Origin of the sequence: Exiguobacterium sp. SH0S7, from assembly GCF_004337195.1 — a bacterium.
In the GTDB taxonomy this organism is placed as follows: Bacteria; Bacillota; Bacilli; order Exiguobacteriales; family Exiguobacteriaceae; genus Exiguobacterium; species Exiguobacterium aurantiacum_A.
This window is the reverse complement of sequence record NZ_SJVA01000002.1, coordinates 460,225-480,022: the sequence shown is the minus strand read 5'-3', so window position 1 is coordinate 480,022 and position 19,798 is coordinate 460,225. Positions and strand designations below refer to the sequence as shown.

At 54.2% G+C, this 19,798-nt stretch carries 20 protein-coding genes; 12 read left to right on the top strand and 8 right to left on the bottom strand.

Annotated elements, in window-relative coordinates; genetic code table 11:
- Positions 1-59: 59 nt before the first annotated feature.
- A complete protein-coding gene (locus EVJ22_RS06105; RefSeq protein WP_071399296.1) occupies positions 60-971 on the bottom strand; it encodes an MBL fold metallo-hydrolase in 912 nt (303 codons plus the stop codon).
- A gap of 365 nt (positions 972-1,336) precedes the next feature.
- On the opposite strand from EVJ22_RS06105, the gene abc-f reads away from it, so the two are divergent.
- The 3 genes from abc-f (at position 1,337) to EVJ22_RS06090 (ending at position 4,839) form a co-directional block, all read left to right on the top strand.
- Positions 1,337-3,034, top strand: a complete 1,698-nt coding sequence (gene abc-f, locus EVJ22_RS06100) for a ribosomal protection-like ABC-F family protein (protein WP_131443502.1) — start codon at positions 1,337-1,339, stop codon at positions 3,032-3,034.
- Between the two features lie 12 nt (positions 3,035-3,046).
- A complete protein-coding gene (locus EVJ22_RS06095) occupies positions 3,047-3,820 on the top strand; it encodes a hypothetical protein (RefSeq protein WP_131443501.1) in 774 nt (257 codons plus the stop codon).
- 116 nt (positions 3,821-3,936) lie between these two features.
- Complete coding sequence (locus EVJ22_RS06090; RefSeq protein ID WP_131443500.1) at positions 3,937-4,839, top strand: cation diffusion facilitator family transporter; 903 nt, start codon at positions 3,937-3,939, stop codon at positions 4,837-4,839.
- A 41-nt stretch (positions 4,840-4,880) separates the two neighbouring features.
- Here EVJ22_RS06090 and EVJ22_RS06085 read toward each other — a convergent pair whose 3' ends face one another.
- The 3 genes from EVJ22_RS06085 to EVJ22_RS06075 all read right to left on the bottom strand — a co-directional run bounded on the left by EVJ22_RS06085 (position 4,881) and on the right by EVJ22_RS06075 (position 7,495).
- A complete protein-coding gene (locus EVJ22_RS06085) occupies positions 4,881-6,020 on the bottom strand; it encodes a zinc-dependent alcohol dehydrogenase (protein ID WP_070327777.1) in 1,140 nt (379 codons plus the stop codon).
- Positions 6,021-6,126: 106 nt separating this feature from the next.
- Positions 6,127-6,984, bottom strand: coding sequence for a metallophosphoesterase (locus EVJ22_RS06080; protein WP_131441043.1), 858 nt, complete (start codon positions 6,982-6,984; stop codon positions 6,127-6,129).
- Positions 6,985-7,081: 97 nt separating this feature from the next.
- Positions 7,082-7,495, bottom strand: coding sequence for an organic hydroperoxide resistance protein (locus EVJ22_RS06075; RefSeq protein WP_083273990.1), 414 nt, complete (start codon positions 7,493-7,495; stop codon positions 7,082-7,084).
- 117 nt (positions 7,496-7,612) lie between these two features.
- Between EVJ22_RS06075 and EVJ22_RS06070 the strand changes: the two genes are divergently transcribed.
- Together EVJ22_RS06070 and EVJ22_RS06065 are read left to right on the top strand one after the other, a co-directional pair.
- Positions 7,613-8,059, top strand: a complete 447-nt coding sequence (locus tag EVJ22_RS06070) for a MarR family winged helix-turn-helix transcriptional regulator (protein WP_070327775.1) — start codon at positions 7,613-7,615, stop codon at positions 8,057-8,059.
- A gap of 21 nt (positions 8,060-8,080) precedes the next feature.
- Positions 8,081-9,001, top strand: coding sequence for a CAP domain-containing protein (locus EVJ22_RS06065; protein ID WP_071399301.1), 921 nt, complete (start codon positions 8,081-8,083; stop codon positions 8,999-9,001).
- Positions 9,002-9,044: 43 nt separating this feature from the next.
- On the opposite strand, the gene EVJ22_RS06060 is transcribed toward EVJ22_RS06065, so the two are convergent.
- A complete protein-coding gene (locus EVJ22_RS06060; RefSeq protein ID WP_071399302.1) occupies positions 9,045-9,521 on the bottom strand; it encodes a glutathione peroxidase in 477 nt (158 codons plus the stop codon).
- Positions 9,522-9,680: 159 nt separating this feature from the next.
- On the opposite strand from EVJ22_RS06060, the gene EVJ22_RS06055 reads away from it, so the two are divergent.
- On the top strand, positions 9,681-10,199 hold the full coding sequence (locus tag EVJ22_RS06055) for a VanZ family protein (RefSeq protein ID WP_071399303.1): 519 nt from the start codon (positions 9,681-9,683) through the stop codon (positions 10,197-10,199).
- 295 nt (positions 10,200-10,494) lie between these two features.
- Positions 10,495-11,808, top strand: coding sequence for a murein hydrolase activator EnvC family protein (locus EVJ22_RS06050; RefSeq protein ID WP_131443499.1), 1,314 nt, complete (start codon positions 10,495-10,497; stop codon positions 11,806-11,808).
- 31 nt (positions 11,809-11,839) lie between these two features.
- Here the strand turns inward: EVJ22_RS06050 and EVJ22_RS06045 are convergent, their stop codons facing one another.
- From EVJ22_RS06045 to EVJ22_RS06035, 3 genes are all read right to left on the bottom strand, one after another.
- Positions 11,840-12,037 (bottom strand): hypothetical protein, encoded by a 198-nt coding sequence (locus tag EVJ22_RS06045; protein ID WP_233589617.1) that lies wholly within the window; start codon positions 12,035-12,037, stop codon positions 11,840-11,842.
- 42 nt (positions 12,038-12,079) lie between these two features.
- Positions 12,080-12,919, bottom strand: coding sequence for a GNAT family N-acetyltransferase (locus EVJ22_RS06040; protein ID WP_233589634.1), 840 nt, complete (start codon positions 12,917-12,919; stop codon positions 12,080-12,082).
- A 79-nt stretch (positions 12,920-12,998) separates the two neighbouring features.
- On the bottom strand, positions 12,999-14,213 hold the full coding sequence (locus tag EVJ22_RS06035; RefSeq protein ID WP_071399305.1) for a dicarboxylate/amino acid:cation symporter: 1,215 nt from the start codon (positions 14,211-14,213) through the stop codon (positions 12,999-13,001).
- Positions 14,214-14,423: 210 nt separating this feature from the next.
- On the opposite strand from EVJ22_RS06035, the gene zapA reads away from it, so the two are divergent.
- The 5 genes from zapA to EVJ22_RS06010 all read left to right on the top strand — a co-directional run bounded on the left by zapA (position 14,424) and on the right by EVJ22_RS06010 (position 19,748).
- Entirely contained in the window at positions 14,424-14,645 is a 222-nt protein-coding gene (gene zapA / locus EVJ22_RS06030) for a cell division protein ZapA (protein ID WP_016508139.1), read from the top strand.
- An 8-nt stretch (positions 14,646-14,653) separates the two neighbouring features.
- Positions 14,654-15,190 carry a CvpA family protein gene (locus EVJ22_RS06025; RefSeq protein ID WP_071399306.1) on the top strand — a complete coding sequence of 179 codons (537 nt, stop codon included), beginning with the start codon at positions 14,654-14,656 and terminating at the stop codon, positions 15,188-15,190.
- A 69-nt stretch (positions 15,191-15,259) separates the two neighbouring features.
- Positions 15,260-16,969: a DNA polymerase/3'-5' exonuclease PolX gene (gene polX, locus EVJ22_RS06020; RefSeq protein ID WP_131443498.1), complete on the top strand. Its 1,710-nt coding sequence runs from the start codon at positions 15,260-15,262 to the stop codon at positions 16,967-16,969.
- A complete protein-coding gene (locus EVJ22_RS06015) occupies positions 16,970-19,324 on the top strand; it encodes an endonuclease MutS2 (protein ID WP_071399308.1) in 2,355 nt (784 codons plus the stop codon).
- Between the two features lie 7 nt (positions 19,325-19,331).
- On the top strand, positions 19,332-19,748 hold the full coding sequence (locus EVJ22_RS06010; RefSeq protein ID WP_084813069.1) for a DUF350 domain-containing protein: 417 nt from the start codon (positions 19,332-19,334) through the stop codon (positions 19,746-19,748).
- Positions 19,749-19,798: the final 50 nt, after the last annotated feature.

Here is a 19,798-nt window from a genome sequence, read left to right as displayed (position 1 = left end):
TGATTCCCTCCCTCTCACCTCTAACGTTACCGAAAATCACGACAAAGTGAAAGCGAAACCTACAGCCGAATGCTTTCTCCGTGCGCTTTGATCACGATTTGGTCGCGTTCGAGCTTGGCCGCGGCGACGAGGCGGTCATACGGCTCTTCGACCGGCTCGTACGATAAGACGAACGTGTCCCAGTGCATCGGGAAGAACCGTTTCGCACCGCTCTGTTTGAACATCGTCCACGCCTGTTCCGGGGTGCAGTGCGCTTCTTGGAACGAGTCCGGTTGATACGCACCGATCGGGAAGAAGGCGAGGTCGATCGGTTCTTTGTTCGCGAGCCCGTTGAACGCTTCGGTGTACGCCGTGTCGCCGGCGAACAGCATACGGACGCCTTTATATTTCAAGACGTAACCGTTAAAGCCCATGTGCTTGTCCCACGGGAAGCGGTTGCCCCAATGCTTGACAGGAATGGCACGGACATCGAGCCCGTTCGCGAGTGTCAACTTGTCGTGGGGATGCATCTCGAGCGTCTGTAGGCTCGGATAGTGACGCAACAGTTTGCTCGTTCCCGGTGCCGAGATGACGACCGTGTCGCGGGTGATGAGCCGCTTCAAACTTTTATGGTCGAAGTGGTCCATATGGGCGTGGCTGAGCAAGATGACGTCGACGTGGCCGATTTCTTCGATCGTGAGGGCAGGGGCGGTATGCCGTTTCATGCCGAACGTGACGGGACCGACGTGGACACCGATCCGTTTTGAGAATACCGGGTCGGTCAAAATTTTGAGGCCGTACCAATGGATGAGCACGGTCGAGTGGCCGATCCATGTCGCGCTCACGCTCGTCTCGTCGAAGACGGACAAGTCAGGTTTGATCGACGCCTCTTTAAAGTCTGGACGCGGTAACCGCTGTTTCAGTCGTGTATAAAAGAACGTGCCGACGCTTGCCAAGACAGCGCTCGGGACGAGTAAGTTGCGTAATTTCATGTGAGTCACCTCGATATATAGAATAGTTTCATCTTAACGCTGACGACTAAGACATGCATCCGCCCATAGGCGTAGAAACGATGGGAGATTGTGGGTTTGCTGGTTGCGAATCCGCTTACAATTTGGTAAGGTGGCAGTAGATTAGGAAAGGAAGGTACATCGCGCCATGAAAAAGTCACGCTCACTCAACTGATGAAACGAATCATCACTGTTCGCACGAACAGTCAAGGGTGAAGTGTGTCCAATCTCAAGCTGCGGGGTGACCCTTTTTTCCGCTTGACCGGAGATCTTCACACCATCGCTTTGTAGCGAATGGTGTTTTTTGTTTCATCGCGTATCGGACAAACAAGCGAGGTGAGACAACTATGTTATCAGTAAATCAAGTTCGGTTCGACTTCGACCAGCAACCGCTATTCGACAGCGTCTCGTTCGATGTGGCAACAGACGAACGGGCCGTCTTGTTCGGCCAAAACGGGTCAGGGAAGACGACGTTGTTCAAATTGCTCGTCGGTGAACTGAGCCCTCAGGCCGGTCGAATCGAAGTAGCAGGGAAAGTCGGTGTCGTCGAACAGACCGTTTTTGTTGGGGAGGGGACGACGCTCGCGTACGTCATGAAAGGTGACGACGAACGGTTCCGTTTGTACGAAGAAGTCACATCGGGCGACACTGAGCGCGTGCTCGCGGTGTATGACGAGGCGATGGCGTGTGACGCTTTCGGACTCGAGGCCGAGGCGAACCAGGCGTTGAAACGGATCGGCATGGACGGAATGGGATTAAGACGGCTTTCTGACTTGAGCGGCGGCGAACAGACGCGGGCACAATTGGCCCGGCTCATGATGCGTCACGTCGACGTCGTATTGCTCGACGAGCCGACGAATCATCTCGACGTCGACTCGATCGACTGGCTGACGCGCTGGGTGCGTGAGTTTCCGGGCACGGTGCTCGCCATCTCCCACGACCGCCAGTTCATCGATGACGTCGCAACGGTCATCCTTGAACTGAGTGGCGGCGAGGTCGTCCGCTATCCGGGCAACTATAGCGCCTATAAGCAGCAAAAAGCCGAGGAACGGGTGCGTGACGAGCGGGCCCACGCGCGCTATGTGGCGCGCAAGTCGGAACTGCTCGATATGATCGCCCAGTACAAAGGCTGGCACTTGAAGGCGAAAGCGACGGCGAGCGTCCGCAGTCCTGGTGCTCAGAAAGGGGCGGCGAACCTTGCCGTCAAGATGAAAGCAAGGGAACGAAAACTCGATCAGCTCGAACAAGGGCGTCCCAACAAACCGAAAGACTCGGGGCGCGTTTCGGTCCGCTTCGAAGCGGAACCGCTTGAGGCGAAGACGTGGATCACTGTCGAGAATGTCGCGTTCGGATATGACGAGCCGTTGTTCGAGCATCTTTCGTTCACGTTCAATCGAGGAGATCGTCTGTCGATCGTCGGACCGAACGGGAGCGGCAAGACGACGCTGTTGAAGCTGCTTTTAGGGCAGCTTGAGCCAAACGAGGGTGCTGTGCATCGCCATCCGAAACTGAAAATCGGCTACTTCTCACAGACGCTCGAACGGTTGCCCGAGGATGGGACGCTGCTCGACGCACTATTATCCGCGAGCGACATTCCGGAGACGGAAGCGCGGACGCTCCTGGCCCACTTCTTGTTCCGTCGTGACAACGTCTATAAACCGATGCGTGAGGCGAGCATGGGCGAGAAGTGTCGGATCGCATTCCTCATCCTTTACTTCTCGGATGCAGACATGCTCGCGCTCGATGAACCGACGAACTATTTAGACGTCGCGACACGCGAACAGATCGAGGCGGCCTTATCGATCTACCGGGGCGGGCTCATCCTTATCTCGCACGACCGGACGTTCCATCAGTTGACGGACCGGACGATCGAGCTCGGTGAGACGGTGCGAATTTTAGAAGCCGGACAAGACACGCCCCCAATCGACGTCGAAGCGACGATTCAGACGCTCGAGGCTCTGACGAATGACGAACAAAAATTTGTCGACGAGGCAGGAAACGTGAAGCCGTTTGACGAATCGGAACAGATGAGACGAAACGAGTAGGAGTGGAGAATAATGAAGGAAGAAGTTCGGTCATCACGGGCCGCGTCAAGGAAACGAAAACGGTTGTTACGGTTAGCGACGGCGGTCTTGTTGATCGCTTCATTGATCGGTGTCATCGCGTTCGCGGCGTACATCGATTCGCAAAAGCAGACGGCACTGCCTGAGTCGGACAACATCTCGACAGAAGAAGTCGATAGCGGGACAGAGGCGGAACCTGAAGAGGAAGCGACTGAAGAAGAGCCGAGTGAGGACGTCGTCTACATCGCGACGCCGTACACGAAAGTGTATGCCGATGATCGTGTGACCGTTCTATATGAGGCGGATCTTGGAGACCGGTTCGAACGGCTCGAAGCCGTCAGTGGATTCGTCAAACTTCAGTTGAACGAGCGGACGACCGGATGGGTGACGGAAGAGCGTGTGACCGAGGAAGCGACTAGCGTCTCGGACGATGAAGTGGAACAGGCGTGGCAAACGGTCGTGCCGACGGCTTCAGCGTCTGCCTTGGATTTGCTCGGACAAGACGTGGCGACGGTCCGGTCGACACTCGGGGCACCGGCGTCCGTCCAGCGCGACCAAGTGAACGAGTACCACTTCTACAATGGCTTCTTTTTAATGGTGCGTGATCAACGAGTGAAAGCGATCGATTGGGACCGTCAGACGGCCGTGACACCCGAACTTGAGGCGTCGAGCGCCCAAAGCGCGGGCAGCTGGTATGATGGGGAGACGCTTCAATTGAAGCTGTTCCCGTATAACGGGGTCATGCGGGTCCGGATTGAACAAAAGTAAGTGCTGGCGTCGAGAGGGTGCATCCTGTCGACGCTTTTTTTTTGATTACATTCAAACGAACATTTGAATGATGGGAAGAAAAGGGATATAATGAAAGGAGAGAGGAGCGATGACGCATGGGACAACATGATCATGGCCACGAAGGCCACCACCATACAACGAATCAACGAGCGTTATTGCTAGCATTTCTGTTGATCGTCACGTTCATGATCGTCGAAGTCATTGGCGGTCTGTGGACGAACAGCCTCGCGCTCTTATCGGACGCGGGGCATATGCTCGGCGACGCGGCAGCGCTCGGGCTCAGTTTCTTGGCGGTCCGGTTCGGCGCCCGTAAGGCGACACCGCACCAGACGTTCGGGTACCGCCGCTTTGAGATTTTGGCAGCGTTCGTCAACGGATTGACGCTCCTTGTCATCTCAGGTTATATCATCATCGAGGCATATAAGCGCTTGTTCGCGCCACCAGAGATTTTAAGCGGCGGCATGCTAGCCATCGCCGTCATCGGGTTGCTTGTCAACGTGCTCGCGGCGTGGATCTTGATGCGTGGCGAGCAGGACAACTTGAACGTCCGGAGCGCGCTCCTGCACGTGTTCGGAGACTTGCTCGGATCGGTCGGGGCCATCACTGCGGCACTGCTCATTCTAATGTTCGGGTGGACGCTCGCTGATCCGATCGCCAGTATGTTCGTCGCACTCCTCATCTTGGTGAGCGGATACCGCGTGACTCGGGACGCCGTCCATATCTTGATGGAAGGGGCGCCTGACAAAGTTGACGTCGTAGCGATGCAGCGTGACCTTGCGACCGTCGAAGGGGTCAAAGAAGTGCATGACCTCCACGTCTGGTCGATCACGTCTGAGGAGTACGCCGTCACGTGCCACGTGTTGATCGATGAAACGACAGATGATCAACGCGTGCTGCACGATGTGACGGAGCGGATGAAGCAGTATGGTTCGTTCGGCCGTTCGACCGTTCAAATCGAACGAGAGACGGCACACTGCGAGGAACGAACGATCTGGTAAACGCACGAGCGGTCCCTGACAAGAGTCGGGGACCGCTTTTGTTATGGTTTCAGGACGACTTTGACGCAGTCGTCGAGATGGTCGTTGAACATCTTGTAGGCGTCCGCGGCTTGTTCAAGCGGCAGGCGGTGGGTGATGATGTCGGTCGGGTCGAACTTCTTGTCGACGATCATCTGGAACAACTCAGGCATGTAGTGGATGACCGGAGCTTGACCAGTCTTAAGCGTGACGTTGCGCGTGAAGAAGTCACCCATCGGAAACTGGTTATAGTTCATCGGATAGACACCGGTCAATTGGACCGTACCGAACTTGCGGACGGCTTCTTTGGCGACTTTGATGGCGCTGAGCGTTCCGCCTTGGATCATCAGCTTTTGCTCGACTTTCTCGATCGGGGTTTTCTTCCCGTCGATGCCGACACAGTCGACGACGATATCGGCGCCGCCACCCGTGATTTCCCGGATGTATTTGCCGGTCTCGACCGGGTCTTTCAACAAAACGGTTTCGACGTTGTTTGAGAGCTTGGCTCGGTTCAATCGATAAATCTCCGGGTCGACAGCGATGACTCGTTTTGCGCCGCGCACCCAGGCGAGTTTTTGTGTCATCAAGCCGACAGGGCCCGACCCAAGGACGACGACCGTGTCGCCGGCCTTCATCCCGGCGTTATCCAAGCTCCACCATGCGGTTGGGATGACGTCGGAGAGGAACAACAGTGCCTCATCCTCGAGCTCGCACGACTCGGGGATGACGAGCGGCATGAAGTTACCATACGGTACTTTCAAGTATTCGGCCTGACCACCGGGGTGGTTACCGAACTGTTCAGTGTAACCGAACAGTCCGCCCGCATCTGTGTGCGGGGCGTGGTTCGAGTTGTCGCACTGGCTCTCCATTTCATTCTCACAATAGAAGCAATGGCCGCAAGAGACGTTGAACGGTAAGACGACGCGATCGCCTTTTTTCACTTTCGTCACGTCTGGTCCGATGTCTTCGACGATGCCCATCGGTTCGTGTCCGATGATAAACCCGTGCCGGGCCGGCATGTTGCCTTGGTAAATGTGAAGATCAGACCCACAGATGGCCGTCGACGTGATCTTGACGATGATCTCTTCTCGGTTCTCGATTTCCGGGTCCGACACATCTTTCACTTCGATGTTTTTCGTCCCTTGATAAGTAACAGCACGCATACGTTGGTTACCTCCTTTTTTGAAAGACAGGTGAACGACGACATGGTTACTGTACCCGTATGGTGCGAGCATGAATCTACCCGCGAACGGGAATAGAAAAAGGGACTCACAAAGGAGTCCCAGTGCCTGCGATGTCGATGACGACGATCTCGGGTGGATTGAAGATACGCGGTACGCTGACTGTGTAGTTGAAGCCGCGGCCGATGATATGGGTGAACGAATCGTGTTCATACAGGCCGCCCGCATATTTTGGAAAGAAGCCTTGGTCAGGCGCGTAAAGCCCGTTCAACAGATAAGGGATACGGACCTGACCGCCATGGGCGTGGCCCGACAAGACGAGGTCAAACGGAAGCTCGGCGTACGTCTCGACTTGTTCCGCCCGGTGGGACAAGAGCAGGCTGAACGTGTCGTCCGTTTCGACGTCGTCAAGTGCGGTCAAGACGTCCTGCTCCCAGCTCCCGTATATGTTTTCGGCGTACGTACGAAGCGGGTCCTCGACGCCGCCGATGATGAGTTCGACTCCGTTGACCGTCACGGTCTCGGCTTCGTTCTCGAGCACGATCACACCAAACGAACGAAACACGTCTTTGACGTCGTGCCGGACGAAATCACTTGATTCATCAATTTCATGGTTGCCGGTGACGAAATACATCGGGGCGATTCCTTGTAGCCCTTCGATCAGTTCGAAAGCGGCGTCTGGCGAGCGGTATCGGTCGAGCAAATCACCCGGAAGCGCGATCAAGTCAGGTTGCTGTTCACGAACTTTTTCAATCAGATTTTTTTGGTCCTCACCATACGAATAGCCGTGCAAATCCGAGAGGAGGATGACGCGTAACGATTGACCAGTTTCGAGCTTCTCGGTCGTCAGCTCATACTCTCTAATCGTCAGCCCGTTGTAAAGGGCGGCGAACAGAAAGACGACCACGATGCCGAACGTGATGTACTTTCGTTTTCCTTTTAGCATCGTGTCGCCTCCTCGGTCGGATGTTTGTCTTTTCATTCTACTCTGTTAATAGGTATGGACGCAAAAAAAGCCCACTCATATTTGAGCGGGCAGGGGATTAGGCGACGTTTGTCGTCAATTTGACGTCGACGTTGCCGCGTGTCGCTTTCGAATACGGGCACACTTGGTGCGCTGCTTCGACGAGACGCTCAGCAGTTGCTTGGTCGACACCTTTGATTTCGACTTCGAGCTCGACCGAGATGAAGAAACCTTCGTCGTTCTGGTTGAGTGTGACGTGGCCAGTTACGCTCGTGCCATCCGTCTTGACGCGCTCTTTGCCGATGACGAGGTTCAACGCGCTGCCGAAGCAAGCTGCGTATCCGGCTGCGAACAATTGCTCAGGGTTCGTCGACTCTTCTGCTTGTTTCGATCCTGGCATTGCGACGCTCAAGTCGATGACGCCGTCCGTAGATGTGACGCGACCTTCGCGGCCACCTAGAGCTGTTGCTGAAGCTGTGAATAATGGTTTCATAATTTAATTCCTCCGTTTCGTTTTTAATAATTAAGTTGTGCACAATTTAATTATAGGGCAGTCAAACAGATATTCAAGTGATATGCTTGACCTAAGACTTTAGCCGGAGGAATTTATATGAAAAGTTCGTTAACATTAGAGCATCAGATTTGCTTTCAGCTCTACACCGCCTCAAAAGAATTGACACGTTTGTATCGGCCGATCTTAGAGCCGCTCAAACTCACATACAGCCAGTATTTGGTCATGCTCGTTTTATGGGAAGAAGATCACATCGATTTGAAACAGCTCGGGGAACGGTTGACGCTTGATTCGGGCACGCTGTCACCGCTCATCAAACGATTGACCCAACTCGGATACGTGGAGAAAATCCGGGCGACCGATGATGAGCGCCGGGTGTTGGTGTCGCTCACTGCATCGGGCAGCGCACTTCGTGAGCAGGCCGAGGACGTGCCGGTCAAAGTGAGTGGTATGCTAAATATAGACGAAGCGACTTATTTCGCTTATATGGAGATGCTCATCGATATCAAATCGCGTCTGCGTGAATTCGGTGAGCGACAGGGCTAGGTTCTCACGAAAGGAGACGATATGTTTCGTAAACTGTTTATTCTATTGATTGGGATTGGTCTATATACGGCTTGGAACTATGAGGTGCCGAACGTATCAGCGCCGACGAGCGTCCAGGTGAAGTCGACGGAAGTGGTGGAAGAGCGCGTCGCGACCGACGCTCCAAAGTTCGCGAGCCAATATGCCGGCCACGACTGGTATTTGCTCGAGAAAAATGGCGACCGAACGCTTGAGCTCGTCGATGAGGATGGTGCCAAAAAAGGGCAATACCAATTCGAGTCGGGCAGTACGTTCGAAGGGCTCGTCCTTGACCAGACGACACGACAACAAGTCGAGAACATCGGCTTCGACGAAGTGAAGTCTTACGATAAAGGGTTGAAACGTTACTTGATCCCGGACGATCCTTCGTTCTCGGTCTATGCGATGAACGGCAATTACGTCACGATGTTCTTTGACCAACATGACGAAGACAAGCTGAAAGCCGTCCTTTCCATTGAACGGAACGTCGAGGAGTCGAGCGACGGGTATTATGGAGACGTCTCGGAAGAGAGCATCGTGTCTAACGAGGCGCTCATGCGTATGCTCATGAACTGGGACCGTCAAAAGTTTGGGCTGTCCGCACTCGCTGACTATGAGCCGCTGCTCCCGGTCGTCCGGGCGCATAGTGAGAACATGGCGGTGAACAACTTCTTCAGCCACACCGACCCCGAAGGACGCGACCCGTTCGAACGGATGAATGAGGCCGGACTTGCCTACTCGCTCGCCGGGGAGAACTTGGCGATGGGACAGATGAGCGTCTTTCATGCTCACTGGGGACTGATGAACTCGCTCGGTCACCGCGAGAACATCTTGAAGCGGGACTTCACGCACGCCTCGGTCGGTCTTGTTTATAATGAAGACAACAGTCCGTTCTATACGATCAACTTCATTACACCACGATAAAAGGATGGTCTGCCCTAGAGGGGCGGACCATCCTTTTTAGCGGTCAGAGCAGGCGTTTCAAAGCTCGCTCGATCTCGTCCGGTGTCGTCTGTGGTGAGAACCGTTCGATGACGTTGCCTTTCCGGTCGACGAGGAACTTCGTGAAGTTCCACTTGATCGTTTTCGAGCCGAGCAGGCCAGGCGCTTCTTTCGATAAGTATTGGAAGAGCGGGTGCGCGTCTTTGCCGTTGACGTCGACTTTCGCGAACATCGGGAACGTCACGCCATAGTTCAATTGACAGAACTCGCTGATCTCTTCGTTCGAGCCCGGGTCTTGGTTGCCGAACTGGTTGCACGGGAAGCCAAGAATATGGAAACCTTGACCTTGATAGCGTTCAAATAGCTTTTCAAGGCCGTCTAATTGAGGGGTGAAGCCGCACTTGCTCGCCGTGTTGACGATCAAGAGGACGTCCCCCTCGTATTTGGATAAAGGCTGCAGCTTGCCACTCATGTCGGCTGCTTCGTACTGATAGATCATCATCTGATTCCCCCTTTTTCTTTTCATTATAGCAAGCCGTTCGATTGCGAACGACTTTGAACTGCTTGTCCGCAATCAAATTGTCACGAAACGATGAGGTCGTTGTTACAATGAAATCAAACGGAACCCGTATAATGAATCGTTGTAGAGAGGAAAGGTGTTATGTACATACTGAAAAATGAATTTATTTGGATCGCGTTGATCCTGATCGGCTTGTTCGTCTCGAGTGCGACGCCGTACTCTGACCAAAGCATCGTCTCGCCGCTCGAACGCTTCGATTGGACGTGGGCCGAACCAGCCCTCTCGAACGTCGACTTCGACTATGCCGGCAGCCCGGTCTCGCTCGAAGACAAAGGAAGCGTCGGCTTGATTGAATTTTTAATTCGGAAAGCGGCACACTTCACGGTCTTCTTCGCTTTAGGTGCGTTGTTCGTCAAAGCCGTGTCACGGACGAGACTGAACGCATGGCTCGTGTTGTTGTTCGCTTGGGCGCTCGCGAACACGGTCGCCATCTTTGATGAGTTTCATCAGAGCCTGACCCCGGAACGCACCCCGCTCATTCAAGACGTCGTATTAGACAGCTTCGGTGCTTGTTGCGGCGTCCTGCTCTTCGGTGGCTATTATCTGTTCGTGAGAAAACGTAACAAACACCAACGGAGAGGTTATGTATCGGTCAGGTAGATAAAAAATAGTATAGGTCATTATTTGAAAAGCGCTTTCATAAAGCGTTTTTCTTTTTTTACTAAATTCATATTTTGTGACAATTTGTTGATTGAGTCCGTTAAATACCCACGTTTTGTCGAGGATAAAACCTAAATCAGGTCAATGTAACGCGAATGAAATATAAGTGTAAAATAACTTCAGGTTTAGATTGCTATAATGAGTCACAGGGCGAGACGGATTCTCGCAAAACTATACAGAACTCATTCATCTATTATTCTATAGAAATTCACACGACTCAGCGGAGGTAAGCACATTGATTAACTTGAAGAAACTTGCAGCAACCGTCACTTTAGGCGCTCTTCTAATCAGCGGCACGACACCTGGTTTTGCAGCGTCACTTACAGACAAGCAAAAAAAGGTCCAACAGCAGCAACAAAAGAATAGCACTGAGCAGAGCAAAGCGAACTCTTCGATCCAATCACGTGAAAAAGCGATCAGCAAAGAGCAACAAGAAATCAACAAGCTAGACGCTGAACTCCAAGACGTCATCAACGACGTCGCACAAAAGAAAGCTGAGATTCGTGCTACGCAAGAAAAAATTGCCGCACTTGAAAAACAAATCAAGCAGTATGAAGCAAAAATGAAAGCACAAGAAGAACTTATGAAAGAGCGCATGGCAACGATGCAAAAGAACGGCGGCGGGTCGATCGACTGGGCCGAGTTCATCTTCGGGTCAAAAGACTTCGGTGACTTGCTTACTCGTATGATCACAGCAGGTACGATTCAAGAGAACGACAAGCAAATTTTTGATGAGTACGAAGCGACGAAAGAAAAGCTTGCGACAGCACAGGCTGAATTAAAAGCCGAGCGTGACGCTCTCGTGAAACAAAAGCAAGAACTTGAAGAACGCAAAAAAGCGCTCGACAAGAAAATGAAAGAGCGGGCGGCTAAAATCAAGAAGCTCAACGCTGAGAAAATCAAGTTCGAATCGAAATTGATGAGTTTGAAAGAAATGGAATCAACGCTCCAAGCACAAGAAGCTTCAATCAAAGCAGAAATCGAAGCACAACGTCGTGCGGCTGAAGAAGCGAAACGTAAAGCAGCGGCGGAAGCGGCAGCAGCTGCAGCAGCAGCGAAACAACAAAAGCAACAAGGTTCGTCAAGCCAGCCAAGTGCATCAGCGACAACGCCTGTAGCGGCGGCACCGGCAAGCGGCGGCATGTTCCAACGTCCTGCTAGCGGTCGTCTCACACAACCTTTTGGACCTGCAAGTGGTGTGAACGGTTATACGTTCCACAACGGTCTTGATATCGCAGCAGCTGTCGGCACACCGATCTATGCAGCACAAACAGGTACGGTCACGACGGCAGGATGGGGCGGCGCCTACGGGAACCACGTCATCATCACGCACGTCTTGAACGGACAAGTTTGGACGACGGTCTACGCGCACATGAGCTCGGTATCTGTCTCAGCTGGCCAACGCGTCTCACAAGGTCAGAACATCGGCGGCATGGGCAGCACAGGTAACTCGACTGGCTCGCACTTGCACTTCGAGATTCACCGTGGCGGTTACTCGTACTCGTCTTCGAGCGCGGGCAGCACGGTCAACCCAGCTTCATTCTTCTAATCACAGAAAAAGTGATCGACGAACGCGTCGATCACTTTTTTATTGCCCGATAAGCGATAAACGTCAGCAAGGCGGCCCCGATGACGCTCAGCAAGAGCGTGTCGAGATTCGGGTCGGCGAAGACGCTCATGCCACCGACGATCAGCATGTAGGCAACGATCGAGCCGACGAAGACCGTCGACACGACCGAACGGACTCGTTTCGGGATTTGCTTCCACCAGTTCCTCATAAAAATCGCCTCCACCTATTAGTATAGGGGAGGCGGGATGATTCATCTAGCGAGTCGGATCCACGAAGATTCCATGATCGGCCGGTAGCCGACTTCTTGATAAATCTTGTTTGACGTCGGGTTGGTCAAATCGGTGTAGAGGGTGCAGAACTGTTTATCGGTTAGCAGCTTTCGGCTCAGTTCGGCGACGAGGCTTCGGGCATACCCGTTCCCGCGCCTCCTCGGATCGGTATAGACGAATGAGACGGTGACACCGTTTGTGGTCGGTCGCGACCGTTTCGCGCACGAGACGGGCGTGCCGTCGACTTCCCAGATGACGGCGTCGTCGTTTTCAATCATCGCTGTCACGACAGCGACCATTCGTTCATCAGTTGATGGTTCGAGTCCCGAGTCTAGCTCGAAGGCGCGATACCATTCCTCTAACAATGGTTGGTCGGCGCGTGTCGCCTGGCGCATCAATCCGTCGGCCATGTCGATGTCGTCGACGTGGTCCAATCGATAGAGGCCTTGCGACATGAACGTCGATGCTTGTTCATTCGTATGCTTCTGCCACACGGCAGCGAACGCCTCGGCATGGGCTCTTTCCGACACGACTTCTGTGAACGGGATATCTAACCGAAGTAAGGTCGGAATGACAGCCGCGTGGATCGATGTTGCCTGAGACGTGTCGACGACGACGTAATTGAGCGGGTGCGGCGGTGTGACCTGCATGATGGCGAGGAGCTGTCCATCGTCCTCGACCGTCAACTGATGGTAGGTGTCGTATAGGTCTCGCTTAATATTTTCAAGGATGCCGATCATCAAGCTGTTCTCGGCTTCTTTTTTCAACAATTCCGACATGACGCGTTCCGAAAACGCGAACGGGTCGTTCCAAACTTTCACTTCCAAAGTCGACACCTCTCTTCATATGTATAAAAACGGGCAAACCGTAAGGCCTGCCCGTTGTCTAACTCGTAACTCGTTATGCGATGTCTTCGCGCGCTTTCGCGTCGTCGAGCAAGTTCGTGTTGCGTTTGAAGTAATGGACGATTTTGGCGATAGCGCCGTCACCTGTGACGTTCGTCGCCGTACCGAAGCTGTCTTGCGCCAAGTAGAGCGCGATGACGAGGCTTTGCATCGTCGCATCGAATCCGAGGATCGATCCGAACAATCCGAGTGATGCCATGACGGCCCCGCCAGGAACACCAGGCGCCGCGATCATCGTCACGCCAAGGGCGAGGATGAACGGGAGGATGATCGCGTATGACATCGGCATGCCGTTCAAGTACATGAGGGCGACACCGACCGATGTGAGCGTGATCGTCGAGCCTGACAAGTGGATCGTCGCGCAGAGCGGGACGACGAAGTTAGCGACGCCTTCATCGACGTTGTTCAATTTTGCCTGACGAAGCGTGACTGGTATCGTCGCGGCTGACGACTGTGTGCCGATGGCTGTGAAGTAAGCCGGCATCATCGTCTTGAGCAGTTTGAACGGGTTCTCTTTATTGAGCCCGCCTGCGATCGAATATTGAATCATGAGCATCGTCGCGTGAAGGACGATGATCGTGACGAAGACGAGCGAGAACACCGACAAAATCTCGGCGACTTGGCCGGCGTACGTCATGTTCATGAAAATTCCGGCGATGTGGATCGGTAAAAATGGAATGATGACTTTACTGATGAGTAGTTCGATAATATCGCGGAAGTCCATGGCGAGGTCGAGTGAGCGTTTGCTCTCGATCGCGGCGATCCCGATCCCGATGACGAAAGCGAGAATGAGCGCTGTCATGACACCGAATACCGGTGGAATCTCAAACTCCATGAAACCTTTCAAGAGTGCTTCTTCTGGGTTTTCAGCTGATGCCGTGCTGCGTGCTAAAATCTGTGGGAACAGGTTGCTCGTCGCGAAGTAGGCGAGTGTACCGGCGACAATCGTCGATACGTAAGCAATCGCGGCCGTCAAGCCGACTAGTTTCCCGGCGCCTTTTCCAAGTTCCCCGATACCTGGGATGATGAAGGCGAGAATGATGAGTGGGATGGCGAAGCCTAAGAATTGTCCGAAGACCGTGTTGAACGTGACGAACGTCCGTACAATCCAGTTCTGGCTTTCTGGTACGATGCTACCGACTAATATCCCGAAAGCGATAGCGATGATGATGCGGCCTAGAAGACCAATCCTTAATTTCAAATAAATCATCCTTTCTAAATGTTTGAATTGTTGCTATTTTCGCACATTTCCCTGCGTGTTGCCAGCCTATCTTCGAATTTTACTGAAGATTGACGTTTGACAACTTCTGAACAGGGTATCACAAAATGTTAGTGATAAAAAGGAAGGGGTCTTCTCCTTTTCCTAATATACAAACGATGTTATGATTAATTTGGAACAGACGTAAAGGAGGGGTGACACGTGCAGGTACAACGAACAACGATTCACATTGCGGGGCAAGACTATACAATTGTTAGCGAGGAGTCAGCCGATCATGTGAGGGAAGTGGGCTTTCTCGTCGATAGTAAGATCCGCGAGATTCGTGAACAGTCCCCTCAGCTAGACGCTCGTCAGGCAGCGGTCCTCGCCGCGATCCAAATTGCGAGCGATCACGTCAAAACTAAACGAAATACGGGAGAATAAATCAATCCATGGTTACTCTACTTATACTGTTTTTCTTGTTTATCGGGATCATTAACGGCTTCCGCCGTGGTGCGATCCTCCAGCTCGGCCATTGGGTCGCGCTCATCATCAGTTTCTTTGTCGCCAACGCCTATTACCGGGATCTCGCCGAAGCGTTCAAGCTTTGGATCCCATACCCGTCGCAACTTGACGGGACGTTACCGGGCGGTGTGCTCGACTTGAACTCACTGTCAGGCATCGAGATGACATTCTATAACGTTTTTTGGTTCGTCATCTTGTTCCTGATCACGAAGCTCGTCTTGCATCTCATCTTGTCGATGCTCGACTTCTTGACGGACTTGCCGATCTTGCGCCAATTGAAAGGCATCATCGGTGCCGTGCTCGGATTCTTCGAGTCATACGTCATCACGTTCTTCATCCTTTGGGTGATCGCGTTCGTCCCGATGGCGGGCGTCCAAACTGCGGTCGACAACTCGTCGCTCGCGACGTTCATCATCCAGGACACGCCATACCTATCTGACTGGTTCTCGAATAAGATGCTGTGACACGACAGGCCGGAATGCAAGCAAGCGCTTGTGTCTCGGTCTTTTCTGTATGAAAAAGGGGGAAATACGATGAATAAAGTTGAGGCGATGATGCTGTTAGAGAAAATCGCGCAATATATGGAGATCAAGGGTGAGAATCCGTTTAAAATCAACGCGTTTCGGAAAGCGGCGACGGCGCTCGAGAACACCGAGCTCGAACTCGACGACATCGATGATTTGACGACGATCTCAGGTATCGGTAAAGGGACGGCAGCTGTACTCGAGGAATGGCGCCAGACGGGACGGAGCGAGGTGCTCGAGTCGCTCCAAGAAGAGATTCCGTTCGGCTTAATGAAGCTGCTCAAAATTCAAGGTCTCGGTGGCAAGAAACTGGCCCAGTTAAGAGAAGTCGGCGTCGTCGACCTCGAGTCGCTCATCCGTGTATTGGAAGACGGCACGGCGTCAGAATTGCCGCGCTTCGGCACGAAGAGCGTCGAGAAGTTGCTCGCAGCAGCACGGAACTTGGAATCCCGTCCGGAACGCCTGTCGTACGCGATGATGCGCCCGGTCGTCGACGAGATCAACAAAGTGTTAGAAGGCGAGGCGCTCGTCCTCCGGCATTCGGTCGGGGGCAGTTTCCGCCGGGCCGAGGAGACGTGCAAAGACTTGGACTTCATCATCGCGACCGAGGAGCCTGTCGCTTTGCGCGACAAACTGCTCGCGCTCCCGTTCGTCAATGAAGTCATCGCAGCCGGTGAGACGAAAGTGTCGCTCGTCTTAGAGCGCGAGGAGATGGTGTCGGTCGACTTCCGGATGGTCGAGCCCAGTGCTTTTGCCGCGACGCTCCACCACTTCACCGGCTCAAAAGACCATAACGTCCGCATGCGCCAACTCGCGAAAGCTAAGGGTGAGTCGATCTCCGAGTACGGGGTCGAGACCGCGGACGGCCTATGGCAGCCGGAGACGGAAGCGGAGCTGTTCGAACGCTACGGCCTCCCGTTCATCCCGCCGGAGCTACGGGCAGGGAATCTTGAGTTCGAGTACGACATCTCGAAGCTCGTCACGCTCGACGATATCAAGGCCGACGCGCATATGCACACGGTCTGGTCGGACGGGAAGCTGACGGTCGATGAGCTCGTCGCCGCGATGAAAGCGCGAGGTTACGAGTGGATCGCCATCACCGATCATGGCAAGTACATGTCGTTCGTCAACGGTTTGACCGAGGAACGATTAGAAGCGCAAGGGGAAGAGATCCTTGCCGCGGCGAAAAAATACGATATGCACGTCTTGCGCGGTGTCGAGATGGACATCCGCCCAGACGGGACGCTCGACTACGAGCCTGAGTTTTTAGCGACGCTAGACTACGTCGTCGCCTCGATCCATTCAAAGATGGACCAAGGTGTCGACGAGATCATGGCGCGGCTCGAGAACGCCTGCCGTTCGCCTTACGTCAACGTCATCGCCCATCCGACCGGGCGCTTGATCGGACGTCGTGACGGCTACCCGATCGACGAGGAGCGCTTGATCGCCCTCGCGAAAGAGACAGGGACGGCGCTCGAACTGAACGCCAACCCGAACCGTCTCGATTTGACCGCCTCGACGCTGAAAAAAGCGAAGGCGGCCGGTGTCAAACTGATGGTCAACACCGACACGCACCACCCTGATATGATGGAAGATATGGCACTCGGCGTCTTGCACGCAAGAAAAGCCTATCTCGAACCGTCAGACATTATTAACTGCCTCACGTTCGAGGACGCCAAGGCGTTCTTCGACGCGAAGCGACAGAAAGGAACATGCTAGATGGATCACGCGTTACGCGTATTAGAATATGAAAAGTTACGTCAACAGCTCGCCGTGCATGCGGCCAGCTCGCTCGGGAAAAACCGGGCGCAAAACATGCAGCCTGACTACTCGTACGACCGGGTACTCGCCAACTTGAACGTCACGCGCGAGGCGACCGAGGTCGTCCGGCTCCGGGACCGTTTGCCGCTCGGCGGTCTCTCAGACGTCCGCGCCGAAGTGAAACGGGCCGCCATCGGCTCGGTGCTCTCGACGAGCGAACTGCTCGCCGTCGCCGCCGTCATGTACAGCGGCCGCCAAGTGAAAAACTTCTTTGAGAAGTTGCACGAGGACAACGAAGACATCCAAATCCCGCGCCTCGACGAATATGCCGAGCGCTTGACGAAGCTGATCGAGGTCGAGCAATCGATCCGTCACGCGATCGATGACCAAGGTACGGTCCAAGATTCGGCGAGCTCGCAACTGCGCGGTCTGCGGACGCAACTCCGCAGCTTTGAGGGCAGTGTCCGCTCGCGGATCGACAACATCCTCCGCAACAACGCCAAGATGCTCTCAGACGCGATCGTCACGATCCGGAACGACCGCTTCGTCGTCCCGGTCAAGCAAGAGTATCGCCAAGCGTTCGGCGGGATCGTCCACGACCAGTCGGCGTCAGGGCAGACGCTCTTCATCGAGCCGCAAGCAATCGTCTCGATCAACAATGAAATCCAAGAAGTCCGCTTGAAAGAACGCTCGGAGATCGACCGCATCTTGACCGAACTGTCAAATCTCGTCGGCGGCGTAGCCGATTCCGTCGTGACGAACCTCGACGTCTTGGCCGAACTCGACTTCGTGTTCGCGAAAGTCGCGTACGGACATCAACTGAAAGCGACGGAGCCGAAGTTGAACGACGCCCGCGAGATCAAACTGAAGCAGGCGCGTCATCCATTCATCCCGCAAGATGAGGTCGTCCCGATCACGGTCGAGCTCGGGGAAGACTTCACGTCGCTCGTCATCACCGGACCGAACACGGGTGGTAAGACGGTCACGCTCAAGACGATCGGGTTACTGCAACTGATGGTCCAGTCAGGGCTCTATGTCCCGGCCGAGTTCGGTACAGAGCTCTCGGTGTTCGACGCCGTCTACGCCGACATCGGTGACGAGCAGTCGATCGAGCAGAGCTTGTCGACGTTCAGCTCGCACATGACGAACATCGTCAGCATGCTCGACAAGGTCGACTTCATGTCGCTCGTCCTATTCGATGAGCTCGGTGCCGGGACCGACCCGCAAGAAGGGGCCGCGCTCGCCATCGCGATTCTCGATGAAGTGAAGCGTCGCGGGGCCCGCGTCGCGGCGACGACCCACTATTCCGAGTTGAAGGCGTACGCCTATAACCGAGAAGGTGTCGTCAACGCCTCGATGGAGTTCGATATCGAGTCGCTCAGCCCGACGTATCGTCTATTGATCGGCGTGCCGGGACGGTCGAACGCGTTCGAGATCAGCCGACGCCTCGGTCTGTCCGAACAAGTGATCGATAAGGCGCGGAGCCACGTCGGCACCGACGCCGAGTCGGTCGAATCGATGATCAACGAACTCGAGTCGGCGAAGCAACGCGCCGAACAGCTCGAGCAAGAACTGATCATCAAACGTCACGACTTCGAACAAGAGCAAGCGGCGTTCGAGGCGAAGATGAGTGAATTCGAGACTGAACGCGACACGATGTACGGCGAGGCCGAGGCACGTGCCGAGAAGGCCGTCGAGAAGGCGAAGCGGGAAGCGAACGAAGTCATCGACCGGTTGAAGAAGCTACGCGCAGAAGGCATCGTCAAAGAGCACGAGATCATCGCCGCGAAGAAACAGCTCGAATCGGCGAAACCGACGCTCCAAGATAAAAAGATCCAAAAAGTGAAACAAAAAGCGCAACAAAAACGTACGTTCAGTAAAGGCGAAGAAGTGAAAGTGACGACGTTCAACCAAAAAGGGTACATTGTGAACCAGATCAACGACAACGAGTACAACGTCCAAGTCGGGATCATGAAAGTGAACGTCAAAGCGGACGACCTTCAAAAAGTCGGACCCTCGAAAGAACAAGCGCTCCAGTCGAAAGGCAGCTCGCTGAAGCGCCAGAGCTCGACGAAGTCGGAGCTCGATCTTCGCGGTGTCCGGGTCGAAGAGGGACTCTCGCGCCTAGACAAATATATCGACGAGGCGCTCGTGTCCGGATACGACAACGTCCGCATCATCCATGGGCTCGGTACGGGCGCGATGCGACAAGCGACGCAGGAGTATTTGAAAGGACATCGTCACGTGAAGAGTCAACGCCCGGGTGGTATGGGCGAAGGTGGACTCGGGGTCACGGTCGTCGAATTGAAGTGAGGGACGCATGATGATGGGGAACGTAACGTTTGGCGTGATGCTCGAATCGCTCGGCCTGTACACGATCGCCGGACTGATGATCGTCGTCGGGCTCGCCATCTTTGAAGTGACGACGCCATACAGCAACTGGCGCGAGATCCAAAAAGGGAATATCGCCGTCGCGCTCGCGACCGGGGGCAAGGTCGTCGGCCTCGCCAACATTTTCCGTGTCGTCGAGAGTCATCACGAGCGGATGATCGACGTCTTAGTCGGAGGGAGCTTTGGCTTCTTCTTACTGCTCGTCACGTATTGGTTGTTTGAATTTTTGACGCCGTCGCTCAAAGTGAACGAGGAGATCGGGAAAGGCAACATCGCGGTCGGATTGCTCGCGTTCATGCTCTCGCTCGGAGTCTCGCTCGTCGTCGGCGCAGCGTTGGTGAGGTGAAGACATGGTATACGAACGATTGGCAAAGATTCTCTTTATCGGGGCCGGAC

Coding starts and splice junctions, on each gene's coding strand:
- EVJ22_RS06105 (WP_071399296.1), bottom strand. CDS start 971: ATGAAATTACGCAACTTACTCGTCCCGAGCGCTGTCTTGGCAAGCGTC.
- EVJ22_RS06055 (WP_071399303.1), top strand. CDS start 9,681: ATGTACATACTGAAAAATGAATTTATTTGGATCGCGTTGATCCTGATC.
- EVJ22_RS06045 (WP_233589617.1), bottom strand. CDS start 12,037: ATGAGGAACTGGTGGAAGCAAATCCCGAAACGAGTCCGTTCGGTCGTG.
- EVJ22_RS06015 (WP_071399308.1), top strand. CDS start 16,970: ATGGATCACGCGTTACGCGTATTAGAATATGAAAAGTTACGTCAACAG.
- EVJ22_RS06065 (WP_071399301.1), top strand. CDS start 8,081: ATGTTTCGTAAACTGTTTATTCTATTGATTGGGATTGGTCTATATACG.
- EVJ22_RS06090 (WP_131443500.1), top strand. CDS start 3,937: ATGGGACAACATGATCATGGCCACGAAGGCCACCACCATACAACGAAT.
- EVJ22_RS06075 (WP_083273990.1), bottom strand. CDS start 7,495: ATGAAACCATTATTCACAGCTTCAGCAACAGCTCTAGGTGGCCGCGAA.
- EVJ22_RS06025 (WP_071399306.1), top strand. CDS start 14,654: ATGGTTACTCTACTTATACTGTTTTTCTTGTTTATCGGGATCATTAAC.
- EVJ22_RS06010 (WP_084813069.1), top strand. CDS start 19,332: ATGATGATGGGGAACGTAACGTTTGGCGTGATGCTCGAATCGCTCGGC.
- polX (WP_131443498.1), top strand. CDS start 15,260: ATGAATAAAGTTGAGGCGATGATGCTGTTAGAGAAAATCGCGCAATAT.
- EVJ22_RS06035 (WP_071399305.1), bottom strand. CDS start 14,213: ATGATTTATTTGAAATTAAGGATTGGTCTTCTAGGCCGCATCATCATC.
- EVJ22_RS06070 (WP_070327775.1), top strand. CDS start 7,613: ATGAAAAGTTCGTTAACATTAGAGCATCAGATTTGCTTTCAGCTCTAC.
- abc-f (WP_131443502.1), top strand. CDS start 1,337: ATGTTATCAGTAAATCAAGTTCGGTTCGACTTCGACCAGCAACCGCTA.
- EVJ22_RS06080 (WP_131441043.1), bottom strand. CDS start 6,984: ATGCTAAAAGGAAAACGAAAGTACATCACGTTCGGCATCGTGGTCGTC.
- EVJ22_RS06095 (WP_131443501.1), top strand. CDS start 3,047: ATGAAGGAAGAAGTTCGGTCATCACGGGCCGCGTCAAGGAAACGAAAA.
- EVJ22_RS06085 (WP_070327777.1), bottom strand. CDS start 6,020: ATGCGTGCTGTTACTTATCAAGGGACGAAAAACATCGAAGTGAAAGAT.
- EVJ22_RS06060 (WP_071399302.1), bottom strand. CDS start 9,521: ATGATGATCTATCAGTACGAAGCAGCCGACATGAGTGGCAAGCTGCAG.